Origin of the sequence: Octadecabacter sp. R77987 (assembly GCF_042466115.1) — a bacterium.
Taxonomy (GTDB): Bacteria; Pseudomonadota; Alphaproteobacteria; order Rhodobacterales; family Rhodobacteraceae; genus SW4.
Genome location: NZ_JAXHBQ010000001.1, coordinates 2,469,854 through 2,485,431, shown reverse-complemented (window position 1 = coordinate 2,485,431; position 15,578 = coordinate 2,469,854). Strand labels below are relative to the sequence as shown.

General features: G+C 58.6%; 16 protein-coding genes and 1 pseudogene. 6 read left to right on the top strand and 11 right to left on the bottom strand.

Annotated features, from left to right (window positions below):
• Positions 1–32: 32 nt before the first annotated feature.
• The 6 genes from yidC to SJY21_RS12590 are packed head-to-tail and all read left to right on the top strand — an operon-like array spanning position 33 to position 5,256.
• Positions 33–1,835 (top strand): membrane protein insertase YidC, encoded by a 1,803-nt coding sequence (gene yidC / locus SJY21_RS12615; RefSeq protein WP_377511187.1) that lies wholly within the window; start codon positions 33–35, stop codon positions 1,833–1,835.
• Complete coding sequence (locus SJY21_RS12610) at positions 1,835–2,590, top strand: MOSC domain-containing protein (protein WP_377511184.1); 756 nt, start codon at positions 1,835–1,837, stop codon at positions 2,588–2,590. Before yidC ends, SJY21_RS12610 begins: the two co-directional genes overlap by 1 nt.
• Positions 2,591–3,241: a ribosome biogenesis GTP-binding protein YihA/YsxC gene (gene yihA / locus SJY21_RS12605; RefSeq protein WP_377511181.1), complete on the top strand. Its 651-nt coding sequence runs from the start codon at positions 2,591–2,593 to the stop codon at positions 3,239–3,241. It abuts the gene before it with no gap.
• A 22-nt stretch (positions 3,242–3,263) separates the two neighbouring features.
• Entirely contained in the window at positions 3,264–4,130 is an 867-nt protein-coding gene (gene argB, locus SJY21_RS12600) for an acetylglutamate kinase (protein WP_377511178.1), read from the top strand.
• Positions 4,127–4,756 (top strand): ferredoxin, encoded by a 630-nt coding sequence (locus tag SJY21_RS12595; RefSeq protein ID WP_377511175.1) that lies wholly within the window; start codon positions 4,127–4,129, stop codon positions 4,754–4,756. Before argB ends, SJY21_RS12595 begins: the two co-directional genes overlap by 4 nt.
• Entirely contained in the window at positions 4,753–5,256 is a 504-nt protein-coding gene (locus tag SJY21_RS12590; RefSeq protein ID WP_377511171.1) for a SixA phosphatase family protein, read from the top strand. The genes SJY21_RS12595 and SJY21_RS12590 overlap by 4 nt, the downstream gene beginning before the upstream one ends.
• Before the next feature lie 44 nt (positions 5,257–5,300).
• Here SJY21_RS12590 and SJY21_RS12585 read toward each other — a convergent pair whose 3' ends face one another.
• From SJY21_RS12585 to SJY21_RS12535, 11 genes and pseudogenes are all read right to left on the bottom strand, one after another.
• Positions 5,301–6,092, bottom strand: coding sequence for an amino acid ABC transporter ATP-binding protein (locus tag SJY21_RS12585; RefSeq protein ID WP_377511168.1), 792 nt, complete (start codon positions 6,090–6,092; stop codon positions 5,301–5,303).
• An 11-nt stretch (positions 6,093–6,103) separates the two neighbouring features.
• Positions 6,104–7,420: an amino acid ABC transporter permease gene (locus tag SJY21_RS12580; RefSeq protein ID WP_377511165.1), complete on the bottom strand. Its 1,317-nt coding sequence runs from the start codon at positions 7,418–7,420 to the stop codon at positions 6,104–6,106.
• Between the two features lies 1 nt (position 7,421).
• Positions 7,422–8,698: pseudogene (locus SJY21_RS12575) on the bottom strand (amino acid ABC transporter permease).
• Between the two features lie 146 nt (positions 8,699–8,844).
• Positions 8,845–9,861 (bottom strand): amino acid ABC transporter substrate-binding protein, encoded by a 1,017-nt coding sequence (locus tag SJY21_RS12570; protein ID WP_377511162.1) that lies wholly within the window; start codon positions 9,859–9,861, stop codon positions 8,845–8,847.
• Between the two features lie 204 nt (positions 9,862–10,065).
• Complete coding sequence (locus tag SJY21_RS12565) at positions 10,066–10,782, bottom strand: ATP12 family chaperone protein (RefSeq protein WP_377511159.1); 717 nt, start codon at positions 10,780–10,782, stop codon at positions 10,066–10,068.
• Between the two features lie 3 nt (positions 10,783–10,785).
• On the bottom strand, positions 10,786–11,457 hold the full coding sequence (locus SJY21_RS12560; RefSeq protein WP_377511156.1) for an HAD-IA family hydrolase: 672 nt from the start codon (positions 11,455–11,457) through the stop codon (positions 10,786–10,788).
• Positions 11,454–12,503, bottom strand: coding sequence for an RluA family pseudouridine synthase (locus SJY21_RS12555; protein ID WP_377511153.1), 1,050 nt, complete (start codon positions 12,501–12,503; stop codon positions 11,454–11,456). The genes SJY21_RS12560 and SJY21_RS12555 overlap by 4 nt, the downstream gene beginning before the upstream one ends.
• A complete protein-coding gene (crcB, locus tag SJY21_RS12550) occupies positions 12,500–12,877 on the bottom strand; it encodes a fluoride efflux transporter CrcB (RefSeq protein WP_377511150.1) in 378 nt (125 codons plus the stop codon). The genes SJY21_RS12555 and crcB overlap by 4 nt, the downstream gene beginning before the upstream one ends.
• Positions 12,878–12,908: 31 nt before the next feature.
• A complete protein-coding gene (locus tag SJY21_RS12545; protein WP_377511148.1) occupies positions 12,909–14,216 on the bottom strand; it encodes a replication-associated recombination protein A in 1,308 nt (435 codons plus the stop codon).
• Between the two features lie 39 nt (positions 14,217–14,255).
• Complete coding sequence (locus SJY21_RS12540; RefSeq protein ID WP_377513238.1) at positions 14,256–14,846, bottom strand: acyl-homoserine-lactone synthase; 591 nt, start codon at positions 14,844–14,846, stop codon at positions 14,256–14,258.
• Between the two features lie 58 nt (positions 14,847–14,904).
• Positions 14,905–15,516 carry an autoinducer binding domain-containing protein gene (locus tag SJY21_RS12535; RefSeq protein WP_377511145.1) on the bottom strand — a complete coding sequence of 204 codons (612 nt, stop codon included), beginning with the start codon at positions 15,514–15,516 and terminating at the stop codon, positions 14,905–14,907.
• Positions 15,517–15,578 lie beyond the last annotated feature (62 nt).

The window sequence follows — 15,578 nt, the reverse complement described above, 5'->3', positions numbered from 1 at the left end:
GCCTGACCTTTTCCGAGCAAACGGCGGTTCAGATGGACGACCAGAACAAGAACCTTATCTTGGCCACAGGGCTAAGTTTCATTGTGATCCTCGTGTGGTTCCTTGTGTTCCCACCCGAAGAACCGCCCGTGAGCGAAACCGACCCCGCCGTGGCCTCGGCACCCGTTGATGGCACAGGCACCGAGACAGGCACCGGCACACTTGCCCCCGAAGTTGACACCGCACCCGCAACTGGAACTGAAACACCCGCTGTTGCGACCGAAAGCGAAGCGCCGCGCGTTGCCATTGAAACGGCCGAATTGACCGGCACACTTTCTTTGCAAGGCGGGCGGATCGACGATCTTTCGCTGACCCAATACCGCGAAACGCTTGACGGTGGTTCCGATCTTGTGCGCCTGCTCTCGCCCGTTGGCACCCAAAGCCCCTATTATGCGCTGCATGGATGGATCCCGACTGATGGGATCAGCACCGATCTTGTGCCCGGCGCGAACACCATCTGGCGCGTTGAATCAGGCGCGACACTGACCACCGATACCCCCGTTACGCTGATTTGGGACAATGGTGCCGGGCTGACGTTCCGCAAGACCATCTCGGTTGATGACAAGTTCATGTTCACTGTCACCCAATCGGTTGATAACGCGACCGGCGCGCCGATTTCGCTGCGCCCCTACGGCCTGGTAGCGCGGCATGGTGAACCCGATACCATCGGCTTTTTCATCCTGCACGAAGGCGTTGTGCGCATGTCGGACGGCGAGCTGGAAGAAATCGACTATAACGACATGCCTGACCTGACAGCCGAGGATGGCCGCATTGAAGTCACCGAAAACGGCTGGGTCGGCTTTACCGACAAATACTGGATGACGAACCTTGTGCCAGCACCCGGCACTGCATTCCGGTCGGTCGCACGGTCCGCCAATGACATCTACCAGACCGAAGCGATTTATCCCGTGCTCACCGTGGCTGCCGGGGAAACCCTTAGCGCCGATAGCCAGTTGTTTGCCGGTGCAAAGGAATGGGAAACCATCCGCGCCTACCAGAACGATGGTGGCATCGCCGGTTTCCTTGATAGCATCGACTGGGGTTGGTTCTTCTTCCTGACCAAGCCGATTTTTGCGCTGCTTCACTGGTTGAACGGCGTGATTGGCAACATGGGCTGGTCGATCATGGTTCTGACCCTGATCCTGAAGGCGCTGTTGCTGCCGCTGGCATTCAAATCCTACGTCAGCATGGCCAAGATGAAAGAGCTTCAGCCCGAAATGGAGAAGCTGAAAGAGAAAGCTGGCGAAGACAAGCAAGCGCTGCAACAGGGCATGATGAAATTGTATAAGGAAAACAAGGTGAACCCTGCTTCGGGTTGCCTGCCGATCCTGCTGCAAATCCCGATCTTCTTTTCGCTCTACAAGGTGATTTTTGTGACGCTGGAACTGCGTCACGCGCCATGGATCGGCTGGATCAAGGATCTGTCCGCGCCTGATCCGTCAAGCATCCTGAACCTGTTCGGTGTATTGCCATGGGGCGTGCCTGACCCAAGCAGCCTTTTTGCAATTCTCAGCCTTGGCATTCTGCCAATCCTGCTCGGTATTTCGATGTTCATTCAGCAAAAGCTGAACCCGGCGCCAACAGACCCGACGCAAAAGATGATCTTTGCCTGGATGCCGTGGGTGTTCATGTTCATGCTGGGCAGCTTTGCCAGCGGTCTGGTGCTTTACTGGATCACCAACAACACCATCACGTTCACGCAGCAGTATCTGATCATGCGTAGCCAGGGATACAAGCCCGACGTATTTGGCAACATCCTGTCGAGCTTCAAACGCTCGGCGCCCGAGGACAAGTGATGGGGTCTGTCGCCCATCTGTGGCGGCACCCGATCAAGTCGCATGGCCGCGAGGCACTGGACGCGGTGAAGCTTACGGCGGGTCAAACGATGCCGTGGGATCGTGTTTGGGCGGTGGCGCACGAGGCATCAAAGTTTGACCCGACCAACCCCGCGTGGGTTGCCTGCCAGAACTTTATGCTGGGCACGCGCACACCTTCCTTGGCGGGGCTTTGGGCGCAACTGGACGAAGAAACCGCGACTGTCACCCTAACCCACGCCGACATCGGCACGCTGACGTTCGCACCGGACGATCCTGCCGATGTGGCGCGTTTTCTTGCATGGATCGCGCCGCTTTGCCCTGCTGATCGCGCGCAGCCAGTGGCGCTCGTCAAGGTGCCGGGACGCGGGATGACAGATACTGATTTCCCATCGGTGTCGATTATGACCCTCGCCTCGCACGACGCCGTTGAAAGAAAGCTGGGGCAGGACATTGAACTGGAACGCTGGCGTGGAAATATCTGGATTGATGGTATGCCTGCCTGGGACGAACTGGACTGGATCGGCAAGGCAATCCGCATTGGCGACACGGAAATCACTATTCGCGAGCCGATCAAGCGATGCTTGCATACAGCGGCCAATCCGCAGACCGGCAAGCGCGATGTTGATACGCTCGGCGCGCTAAAGGACGGCTGGGGTCACCAGGATTTCGGTGTTTACGGCGAAGTGACAAAGGGCGGAAACATTCGCATTGGTGACCCGATGGAGGTTCTTTAGATGCAGATGCCATTCCCGATTTCCCAAGCCCCCGATGACCGGATGCGCGAGGCCGGTCGCCTGCTGTTTGCCGGTGACACCGATTTCGTCAAAGGCGTGGTCGCCATGTCGGGCCTGCCTGATGCCGACCGCCCCGAAGTGTGTTTTGCCGGGCGTTCAAACGTTGGAAAATCAAGCCTGATCAATGCGTTGACAGGGCGCAAAGGGTTGGCGCGTGCGTCAAACACGCCAGGGCGCACGCAAGAGATCAACTTTTTCACCGCCGGAGACAGCCACTATATCGTCGATTTGCCCGGCTATGGCTTTGCGAATGCGCCCGTCCCCGTTGTTGAAAAATGGCAGCGGCTGCTACGTGCCTATCTGGCGGGTCGCCAGACCCTGCGCCGCGCGTTTGTATTGATTGACGCGCGCCATGGGGCCAAGGCGGTGGACGAAGAAATCATGAGCCTTCTGGACCGCGCGGCCGTGACCTTTCAATGCGTGATGACCAAGACCGACAAGGTCAAAAAGGCCGATCTGGACCGCGCGATGGACGTGACGCGCGCCGCCCTTGCAAAACACCCCGCAGCCTATCCGGAAATCGTCATGACCAGTTCGGAAAAAGGCGAAGGGATTGAAACATTGCGCGCGATTATCGCTGGGATAGACTGACCCCGCACATCGGGACACAAAGATGAGACAACAAGACATGAACCGCGACTGGATCGCCACGGCTGCCACACTCTCGCAAGCCCTGCCCTATATGCAGCGCTATGCGGGCGCGACTGTTGTCATCAAACTGGGCGGCCACGCGATGGGTAGCGACGACGCCATGGAAGAATTCGCACGCGATGTCGTGTTGATGCAGCAGGTCGGTGTGAACCCCGTGATTGTCCACGGTGGCGGGCCGATGATCAACGACATGCTGGAAAAGCTGGCGATCAAGTCCGCCTTTGTCGATGGCAAGCGGGTGACCGATACCGCCACGGTTGAAGTTGTGGAAATGGTGCTGTCGGGCAAGGTCAACAAGCGGATCGTGCAGGCAATCGCCCGTCAGGGTGGCCGCGCGGTTGGCCTGTCGGGCAAGGATGCGCGCCTGATGGTTTGCGAACAGGACGTGCCGGAACTGGGCCTTGTTGGCACGCCCACAGATGTGGATCCGACGATCCTGCGAACGTTGTTTGATGCGAATACCATCCCCGTGATTGCCCCGCTTGGCGCGGGCCGCAATGGCGAAACACTCAATGTGAACGGCGACACCGCGGCGGGCGCGATTGCTGCTGCGCTAACGGCTGATCGCTTGTTGTTGCTGACGGATGTCAGCGGCGTGAAGGACAAGGACGGCAATGTCGTCACCGAAATGACGCCCGACCAGATTGCCGCGATGACAGCCGATGGCACGATCGCGGGCGGGATGATCCCGAAAACGCGCACCGCACTTGACGCGATTGCGGGTGGCGTGCGCGCCGTGGTCATTCTGGACGGACGTGCGCCGAATGCATGCCTTCTGGAACTGTTTACCGACCACGGCGCCGGGTCACTGATCCGCACCGCGCGGTGACACTGGCTGCGATCAGCGGGGCTGCGCGCGCCTGCGCTTTGTCCGTCATGGGCGGATTTCACCCGGACGTGGGCGAAGGGATCGGGAAAACTGTGGTCATGCTGGGGCCGGATTCCGGCTTTTGGCCTGTTTTTACCGCAAGTCCTGAATACCGTGACGGTGTCGCTGACCCGCTTGACCGCTGGTCGGCGCGGGTGATCGGCGCGTTGGCGACAGGTCTTGATGCCCACGCTGTTTTTCCTTTTGGGGGCCCGCCGTTCCAGCCATTCATCGGCTGGGCGCAGCGCACAGGCCGCGCATGGCAATCGCCCGTTGGTCTGCTGGTGCATGATACGGCAGGGTTGATGGTGTCATATCGCGGCGCCTTGGTGTTCGAGCGCCACATCGCCCTGCCCGCAACCGGAAAAAACCCTTGTGACGGGTGCGCCGCGCCGTGCCGCAAAGCCTGCCCCGTCGGGGCGCTTGGCCCTGCCGGATATGACGTGTCCGCCTGCAAATCCCATATCACGACGACAGGTGTCGACTGCATGAACAACGGCTGCGCCGTGCGCCGTGCATGCCCTGTGTCACAAACCTACGCGCGCGACCCTGCGCAATCCGCGTTCCACATGAGGGCCTTTGCATGACCTGCCGTTTGATCCTGATCCGCCATGCCAAATCAAGCTGGGATGATCCCATGGCAGATGATCACGCAAGGGTGCTGAACGAACGCGGACGTGCTTCGGCCAAGGCAATCGGCGGCTGGTTGGCCGCGCATGACTACCTGCCTGATCTGGTGCTGTGTTCAAATGCGGCGCGCACGGCCGAGACACTTTCTCTGATTTTGCCTGCACTGCCAAACAAGCCCAAGGTGCAGTTTCGCGGCGGATTCTATCACGCAAGCCCTGATCACATGCTTGATGTCCTGCAACGCCAGACAGCCGACACAGTGGCGATTGTCGCCCATAACCCCGGAATTGGGTCACTGGCCTGCGGGTTGGTCGCGGCACGGCCCGTTGATCCGGATTTCGGGCGCTACCCGACGGCTGCGACAACGATCATTGATTTTGACGTGGACACCTGGGCGCAGGTGCGACCCGGCCAAGGCGATGTGGCCGATTTCACGACACCGCGCGTCTTGATGTAAAAAGGGCGGGGAAAACCCCGCCCGTTTCACGAATTTTACCTGATTTAGTGGCCCAGAATCTGGCTCAGGAACAATTGTGTGCGCTCGGACTGCGGGTTGTTGAAGAATTCTTCGGGTTCGTTTTCTTCGACGACCTGCCCCTGGTCCATAAAGATGACGCGGTTGGCGACCTGACGGGCAAAGCCCATCTCGTGCGTGACGCAAAGCATCGTCATGCCTTCTTCGGCAAGTTCAATCATCGTATCCAACACTTCCTTGATCATTTCCGGATCAAGCGCCGAGGTCGGTTCGTCAAACAGCATGATCCGCGGCTTCATGCACAGTGACCGCGCAATCGCCACACGCTGCTGCTGACCACCAGACAACTGGCCGGGGTATTTGTCGGCCTGTTCTGGGATCTTGACCTTTTCAAGGTAGTGCATCGCCGTTTCTTCGGCGTCCTTCTTGGGGGTCTTGCGGACCCAGATTGGCGCCAATGTGCAATTTTCAAGGATTGTGAGGTGCGGGAACAGGTTGAAGTGCTGAAAGCACATCCCGACCTCGGAGCGCACCTTGTCGATGTTTTTCAGATCGCTCGACAGTTCGGTGCCGTCAACGATGATCTGGCCTTTCTGGTGTTCTTCAAGCCGGTTGATGCAACGGATCAAGGTCGATTTGCCCGACCCGGACGGGCCGCAGATCACGATACGTTCGCCGGTATGCACCGTCAGGTTGATGTCACGCAGGACGTGAAAGGTGCCATACCACTTGTTCATATTGGTGATCTGGATGGCGACCTCGTCGGACACCTGCATGTGGCTGCGATCAATCTCGCGTTGGGTTGCGACTTCAGACATATCAGGTCTCCTTAACGGTGCTCACGCTGGAGCTTTTTCTCGAGGAACAGGGAATAGCGGCCCATGCTAAAGCACGCGATGAAGAACATCAGACCGATAAAGACGAACAGCTCCCAGTAGATGCCGTTCCATTCAGTTGTGGCGCGGACCGCGCCAGCGATGCCAAGCGGGTCAAACAGCCCGATAAACACCACAAGCGTGGTATCTTTGAACAGGCCGATAAAGGTGTTCACGATGCCGGGTATCGAAATCTTGAGCGCTTGCGGCAGGATGATCAGCTGCATGGACTGCCAGTAATCCAGGCCAAGGCTGTCCGCCCCTTCGTATTGGCCCGTTGGCAAGGCGGCAAGACCACCACGCACAACTTCGGCGATATAGGCCGATGCAAAGAGCGTCACCATGATGATCACGCGCAGTGTCAGATCAAAGTTCGTGCCGGGCGGCAAGAAGTAGTTCAGCAGCAGTTGCGCCGTGAACAGCCAGACGATCAGCGGCACACCGCGGATCACTTCGATGAACACGACGGCCGATGTCTTGATGATGATCAGGTCAGACTGGCGGCCAAGGGCCAAGAGGATACCCAAAGGCAGCGACAGGATAATCGCCGACAGGCCAATCACGACCGACAGCATAAAGCCACCGAACTGGCGCGATTCGACGAACTCAATTCCAATCGGGATCGCCTCTTGCAACTCGCGGGCAAGGAAACCCGCACCATAAAGCCAATAGATCAATGGCACGACGATAGCGGCGATCAGACCGGCAAGTGGGCTAAGCCCTTCACCGATGACCTTGAGTGCGCCAAATCCAAGGGCAAACCCCAAGGCAATCGCGATCGGACCCCAGATTGATCCGCCCCAAAGAAGCCAGAAGCAGATAAAGGGCACAGCAGCGGTCAGGATGAACATCTTGCGCGGCAGGCCGGTAAACAGCACAGGCATGATACCGACAAGGAACAGGATCAGCGCAAGCACAGGGCGCCAATACAGCTCGGATGGGTAATAGCCAAAGACCAACTGGTGCCAACGGTCATTCAGCACCGAAAAACATGCCCCATCGTGGCTGCCAAGCCCCTTTTCATCAAGGACTTCGCGGCATTCGGTAAGCGATCCGACACCCCAAACGCTGTTGAACAGCCAGGGTAGGACACCTGCCAGCACGACATAGATCACGTAGATCGAGATCACGGTAAGGATCCCGTTCAGCCAGCTTGAGAACAGGTTCTCGCGAATCCACTTGATCGCACCGGTTTCCGTGATTGGCGGTGCCTGTTCTGGCAACATGCTGTCGCGGACATAGGAGACGGTTTGTGCGTGTGTCTCTGACATTCTACCGCTCCTTCAACTTGGTCGAGTTGTTGTAAAAGTTCATGGCTGCCGAAATCACGAGTGACAGGGTCAGGTAGAAGGCCCCCAGCAACATGATCCCTTCAAGCTCGCGTCCGGTCTGACTGATTGTGATGCCGCCAAGTGTGGCGCGCACATCCATGTAACCCACGGCCAGCGCAAGGGAGGAGTTTTTCGTCAGGTTCAGAAACTGCGAGATCAGCGGCGGGATGATCACCCGCATCGCTTGGGGCAGGATCACAAGGCTCATCGTGCGGCGTGGTCGCAGGCCCAGCGCCGAGGCTGCCTCGGATTGTCCCTTGCTGACCGCGAGGATGCCCGCGCGCACGATTTCAGCAATGAATGCGCCGGTATAAAGCGACAGCGCCAGCCACAGTGCCAGCAACGAGTTGCGCACATGCACGCCGTCCGTGAAGTTGAAGCCCCTAAAATACGGTTGCACGATCGTTGCGCCCAGAATGAACAACACAATCGCAACCGGAACAAAGAAGATCGCAAGGTTTGTCCAAACCGTCGTTGGTCGAACCCCCGTTGACAGCTGTTTCGCGGTCGCGGCCTTGTTCACGAAATGGATGGCAATCATGCTGGCGATCAGCGCGCCAAAGATCACGATCCAGTCGATCCCCCCGAGGCCACGGCGATACCGCCTTCCTGCGACGCGACAGCTTCGTTGCCGCTTAGGGAATTGGTAAAGCCGATCCGCGGAATATAGGTGCCGCGGTTCGTGATGGCGACGCTGTCACCCAGGATCATCGAGGCTTCGGCGTCATCCCCGCGGAAATCTCGGGGTTCAGAGAGGCCTTCGGAAAAGAAAGCGAAAATCAGAATGATCCACAAAAGCAGTGGCACATTGCGGAAACCTTCGACGTAAACGGCCATCAGGCGGCTGACGACCCAGTTTTTGGACAGGCGCAGGACGCCGGCGATCACACCAATGAACGTTGCCGCGATACAGCCCAAAAAGGCGACCAGCAGCGTGTTCATGATACCGACAAGCGCGGCGCGCCCATGGGACATCTGGTTATTGTATTCAATCAACATCTGGTTGATGTCATAGCCAGCAGGCTGGCTCAGGAAACCGAAGCTAAAGGTCTTACCCAATGCTGCAAGGTTTGAAATTGTATTGTTGACCAGCCACCAAAGGCCCGCTGCGATCAATATCAACGCAATGACCTGGATCGTAATCGAACGATAGCGCGTGTCATAGATGAGTTGGCTCAGCCGAAAGGAATCCTTCGGCACGTCACTTAACGTGGACATTGTCATATTCTCCCGGTCCCGCTGGTTCAGCATCACGCCGGTTGGCCCGGCTGCGCACTGATCGCAGGTGTCGTGTTGGTCGTGTTATATTGGTCTTTTTATTGAGAAAGGGCGCGACCCGAAAGTCGCGCCCTGACTTGAAGTTCTTAGCGGAAAGGTGGCGAGTAGATCAGGCCGCCTTCGGTCCACTGTGCGTTCAGACCGCGCGCCAGACCGATCGGTGTGCTTTCACCGATGTTCTTTTCGAACAGTTCGCCATAGTTGCCACCTGCCATGATGGCAGCCTTGGCCCAATCAGCACCAAGACCAAGCATCGCGCCAAGTTCACCTTCGGTGCCCAGCAGACGGTTGATTTCGGGGTTGTTTGTGCCAGCGGACAATTCGCCGATGTTCGCGGATGTCACGCCCAGTTCTTCGGCGGTGACAAGCGCGTTCAGTGTCCAACGAACAACGTCAGCCCATTCGTTATCGCCGTGACGGACCAGTGGGCCCAGCGGCTCTTTCGAAATGATTTCGGGCAGAAGGACGTGATCAGCGGGGCTTTCGAACGACGCGCGTGTCGCGGCCAGACCGGAAGCATCCGTGGTGTAAACGTCACATGCGCCAGCAAGATACTGCTGCTGACCTTCGGCGTTGGTTTCGATTGGAACCGGCTCGTAGCTGATGTTGTTGGCACGGAAGTAGTCGGCCAGGTTCAGCTCGGTTGTGGTGCCGGTCTGGATGCAAACGGTCGCGCCGTCCAGATCCTTGGCCGAAGAAACACCCAGGTCACGTGGGACAAGGAAGCCTTGGCCGTCATAGTAGTTCACGCCGACAAATTCGAACTTGAGGTCGACATCGCGCGAGAAGGTCCATGTGGTGTTACGGGCCAGCATGTCGATTTCGCCGGACGCCAGCGCGGTAAAGCGTGTCTGACCGGTTGTCGGAACGAATTCTACTGCAGTGGAATCGCCAAGAACGGCAGCCGCAACAGCGCGACAAACGCCGACGTCAAAGCCTTCCCACTCGCCATTTGCGTCGGGGGCTGCGAAGCCGATCAAGCCAGTCGTCACACCACAGTTCAGCTTGCCACGGGCCTGCACATCATCAAGTGTGCCAGCCGCTACGGCGCCGGCGGAAAGACCTGCAATGGTCAGTGCGCCGAGGAGAACGGATTTTTTCATTTTTACCTCTTCCTGAATTCCCCCTCATCAGGGGATTAGTTAGCTGCCACGTTGGACAGGAGCGATACGCGGGCAGATGTCTCTGCCACAACGGGTTTAGATTGGTCGGATTCACGCACATAGGTCAAGGGGAGGTTCGCGAAAACACTACGTAACCCGCAGGCCATTGGGCTGAACCGTCGCGCTTGGGCAGGCGATTCGACTTTAGCCGGTGTTTCTTGCAAGCCGACAAAAGGTGTCCGCGTGCAAAAACGCGGAACGTTTTCGTGAAGCAACTGCGAGCGCTTCGTCGTCATCGCCCCACTGGGAAATCTGCCAGTCTTCGTCAATGCGCGATAAATCCCATGCCTGATTGGGCTTAAGCTGTCCGTGCGTCACCGCCAGCGCAAGGACAAGTGACCCCGTCATGGCAACCAAATCGTGAAATCCCGTGAGCGAAAACGCATCCTGCTGCGCCACCAGTTCACCCAATCGCGCGAGTGACGATTCCGGTTGAGAAATCGGCAAGATGCCCTGCCCCGTGACCAAAGGCGCGCCAAGCGCGTCCGCCGCCCACTGCAAGACCGGGTCCCAGCCCGCCATTTGCAACGCGACCAGTTCGGCAGGCGATTCGGCGCGATAGCACAGCAGATCACTTCCGCCATATTCCGTCAGCAGATGCGCGACCTCGGTGTGTTGTTCGGCAACCTTGTCGATGGCCGCATTCGCCGAGCGGGTAAAAGGCATGGTTTCGGGGTTAACGACTTTGTCCACCGCATCCCATTCCGCGGCGATCTTTTCGGCCAGCGCGCGGGTCGGCACGACCAGCGCGGCCTTGGCAGGTGTCTTTACGGCGCGACCGTCAAGCGCGATGCCAAAGCCGCCGTTCGTTTCACTGACGTTCACTTCGGTCCAGAACCGTTTCGCTGTCCAGTCGCTCATCTCTCAAGGCTCCACGAGTTGGTCAAGGGCTGCGGGCAATGCGCTAAAATCATCGATCAGCACATCCGCGTTCAGTTTTTCAACGGGATGATAGCCCCACGACACGCCAATTGCTTTCACCCCTGCCGCACGTGCCATGTCCATGTCGAACGTGGTGTCGCCAACCATCACCGCACGGCTGGCATCCACACCGGTTTCGGCCAGTGCGGCCTGGATCATTGCAGGATGCGGTTTGGAAGGATGGTGATCTGACACCTGCTGACTGTCGAACAAACGCGCCAAGCCATGCCCTTGCAACAGCTTGTCCAACCCGCGCCGCGACTTGCCGGTCGCCACGGCCAGAATGGTATCGGGTTGCGCATGCAGGATGTGCAGCGTTTCAAACGCGCGTGGGTAAAGAGGGCTTGTTTCAGTGATCGCTGCGGCACTGCGCAAGGCGATATAGGCATCCTTGTAGCCCTGAACCATGCGCGCCAGCGCAGCAGCGTCCAGACCCGCGTGCAAGCGGGCAATGGCCACCTCAAGCGACAGCCCGACAATGGCGATCGTCGCTGCGGGCGAAGGTGGTGTGATCCCTTCGGCGCGAAATGCAGTGTTCATCGCGGCAACGATATCGGCCTGACTATCAACCAGTGTGCCATCCACGTCGAATATGACAAGTCGCAGCTTGGTCACATCAACTCTTCAAACGGATCGTTGGGGGTTCCAGTGGCATCCCATCCGACGAAATCCCACGTGTGTTTCATGTGATCGGGCAAGGGCGCGACAAAGGTCATGACTTGCTTGGTCGTCGGATGCTGGATGGTCAACTGGCGCGCGTGCAGGTGCAGCTTGCGGCCGATTTCCTCGCCCATGCCGCTGCCCCAGCCATCGCCAAGGTTTTCCTGCGCCGAGCCGCCATATTTCCCGTCACCAATGATCGGGTGGCCCAGTTCGGCCATGTGCGCGCGCAACTGGTGGGTGCGCCCGGTGATCGGCACAAGGCCGACCCAGGCAGCGCGGCTCGCCAGCTTGTCCATGACCGCATAGTCAGTTGTGGCGCGTTTCGCGCCCTCGGTCTTGTCGACTTCGGCGGGGTGGATGCAGCGCATCTTTTCGTTCTCGCCACCGCGCCCGTGGCCACCGGATTTCAGCAGGCCATATTTAATTGTGCCCATGCGTGGATGCGGCACGCCAGCAACCGCGGCCCAGTAAATCTTGCGGGTCTCGCGGTGTTTGAACGCTTCGGTCAATTCCTTGGCAGCCATGCGTGTGCGGCCCAGAATCAGCACGCCGCTGGTGTCTTTATCAAGGCGATGCACAAGGCGCGGGCGATCCTCGAGGCCGAACCTCAACGCCTCGCCCATGCCATCGACGTGACGGGTTTGCTTGCTGCCACCTTGGGTCGGCAGGCCTGCGGGTTTGTTCAACACGATGATATCATCGTCGCGGTAAATCACGCAGGCTTGGATCATCTTTTCGTCGGCAGGGCTGACGTGCTTGCGCATGACGGCTTGGGCGGTGATTTCATCGGCGCTTGGCAACGGCGGAATACGGACCTGCTGGCCCACCTCAAGACGGGTGGATGATTTCACACGGCCCCCATCAACGCGCAAGTCACCCTTGCGGCACATCTTTTCAATGCGCCCCTGTGACAGATGCGGAAAATGGCGGCGCAGCCAGCGATCAAGGCGCTGGTCGCCCTCGTCTTCGCCCACTGTGATCAGTTGTGCACGGCTCATGCGTATATCCCCCGCGCAATGATCAGGCCCAGGACCAGCGCGCCAATCGACAGGCCCACGGACAGCGCCACATAAAGGGCGGCTTGCGTGGTTTCGCCCCTTTCAAACAACGTCACCGCTTCAAGCGAAAAGGCGGAAAACGTGGTGAACCCGCCAAGGAAACCCGTCATCACCAGCGGCGAAAGATGCGTCAATCCACGATGCGCGGCCATCACCACAAACACGCCCATCAGGAACGACCCGATGACGTTGACGGTGATGATCGCCAGCGGAAATCCGTGGCCCACCATGCGCACGACGCCGATCCCGACAAGGTAGCGCAGCGCGGCACCCACTGCCCCGCCAAGGGCCACATATGAAAGGTTTTGCAACATGCCCGTGCAATCGCGCGGGGGCGCGGCGTTGTCAACTCCCGCGCTTGGCACGCAGCTTGGCAAAGTAATCCAGCCGCTTTTTCAATTCGCGTTCAAAGCCGCGATCAACGGGCGTGTAATAGACGCCGCGCTTCATCCCGTCGGGGAAATAGTTCTGGCCGGAAAACCCGTCCTCGGCGTCATGATCATAGGCGTAACCGTCGCCATAGCCTTGTTCCTTCATCATCTTGGTCGGCGCGTTCATGATGTGTTTTGGGGGTGGTTCGCTGCCGGTTTGACGCGCCGCGGCCATCGCGTTTTTGTAGCCTGCATAGCCCGCGTTGGATTTCGGGGCGAGGGCAAGATAGGTCACCGCTTGTGCCAGCGCCAACTCGCCCTCGGGGCTACCCAGCCGTTCATAGGTTTCCCATGATTGCAGGCAAACGTGTTGCGCCTGTGGGTCAGCCAACCCGATGTCTTCGACGGCCATGCGGGTGATGCGGCGCGCCAGAAAGCGCGGATCTTCGCCGCCCGTCAGCATCCGCGCAAACCAGTAAAGGGCAGCGTCAGGATCGCTGCCGCGCACGGATTTATGCAAAGCGCTGATCAGATTGTAGTGTTCATCGCCCGATTTGTCGTATTTCGCGGCGCGCTTCATGAGGCGGGTGGACAGGGCCTCGCGGTCAAGCTTACCTGTAACCTTCCAGGCGGCGACCTGTTCGATCAGGTTAAGCAAGGCGCGCCCGTCGCCATCGGCCATTTCCAGCAGTGCCTCGCGGGCGGGGCCATCAAGGGGCAGCGGCTTGCCGATCTCGCCCTCGGCACGTTGCGCAAGGCGTTCCAGATCGGCCAATTCCAGACGTTTCAGCACCAGGACCTGCGCACGCGACAGCACGGCGGCGTTCAGCTCGAAACTGGGGTTTTCGGTTGTGGCGCCGACCAGCAAGATCGTCCCGTCCTCCATATGCGGCAGAAACCCGTCCTGCTGCGCCTTGTTGAAACGGTGGATTTCATCGACGAACAGCAGGGTGCCCTTGCCGTTCTGGCGGCGCATCCGGGCGGCCTCGAACACTTTGCGCAGTTCGGGCATGCCCGTGAAAATCGCGCTGATCTGCACGAAATGCAGGTCGGTTTCATCGGCCAGCAGGCGTGCGATCGTGGTCTTGCCAACACCGGGCGGCCCCCAGAACACAAGCGATGACAAACTGCCCGACGACAGCATGACACCCAGCGGCGCATCAGGGCCAAGCACCTGATCCTGCCCGATTACTTCGGCCAGCTTTTTCGGGCGCAACCGGTCGGCCAACGGCCGGGGGGCAGTGCTGGGCGTGGCGCTGGCTGTGTCGAACAGATCTGACATGCCGACAGGTTACGCCCATGCGACAGGGTTGGAAACACATCAGTGCAGTTGCGTGGAAAAGTCGATCCAGACGGCCTGATAATCAATCCCGCCCATGTTCATGTTACGCCCCGCGGCAACCATGTCGAGCTTGCATCGCGCCGCCCAACGGTGCCAGTTTGAGGGCAGCAACGCCAGCATCCGGCGCACGCCCAATTCACGACTTGTACGCAGCATTTCCAACACCAGTTTCATGCGCACACGGTGACGGATGCTGGCCGGAATGTCGGGCGCGACGAACCCGCGCGTCACCTCCCAGGTGCCGCCGTCAATCGGGGCATCATCATACAGCAGATCATGCGGGATCGAATCCAGCAGCCCGTTCTGCGCATCGCGGATCATATAACTGTAGATGCCGCAGCGCGCCGTGGTCGGCGTAAGACGCACACCGGCAAGAACATTCCCCGTATCATCGTAAACAGCCAGCCAGCGCGAGGCAGGCGTGTCATACTGGTCAAATTCCATCCCCATGGTTTCGGGCAGGTCCCAGCCCTTTTTGATGATGAACGAATCACGCCTAGCGCGTAGAATGTTGGCAAATAACTCGCCATGGTTGTGCATGTTGGCGAACGAAAGTGTAGTGCTTTGCATCATTTCCTCCAGCAAAGTTAGGAAAACTAACCCGCCGGCATATCTTAGAGAGGAGATGTTAAAGCAGTCTGTTGTCCCGTGCGCGTTGGATGGCTTCGGCCGTGGTGCGAGCGAGCAGACTCGTCCTGGCGGATGAAAGCCGCGCCTTGAGGGCGCTTTCTGAGATATTCAATCGTGCGGCGGCAGCTGCGTGACGATCTCCCTCGGCAATACACCGTAGGGCTTCGATTTGCGCTTTGGTAAGCGACTCTGGTGGTTCGGTTATGTCGTGTAGGTGCGAAATCTGTTCGGCAAATGCGCCGATCTCATCATCATTAAATTCACGGTCGTCACGGCAGGCAGATGCAATCGTGCGGGATTTCATAGGGCCACAGGACACGGCCAGTCCATAGACCATGCCGAATTCACGGGCTTGTCCCAGAATGTCAAACGGATCCGGTATCTCGATCTCGCTCCAGCGCGCGGTGCCAAGTTCGCTAAACCCCCAGGCAATAATCGGGTCACGCAACGCAAAGGCTTCTTCGGTGTAAAGGTCGGTCCAGCCTTCGGGAAAGGTTTGATGGTGCAATAGCGGCAAGGCAAAACGGATATGCAACGCAAAGAAGAACCCTTTTGGCGCCAAACGGGCCAATTCTTCAGTTTTAAGATCGATTCCGGAACGTAAAGACATGTCCTTTTAGACAAGTTGCATCAAATTCAGTCAACCTTAAATTGTAAGCCGAAGTGTTGGAA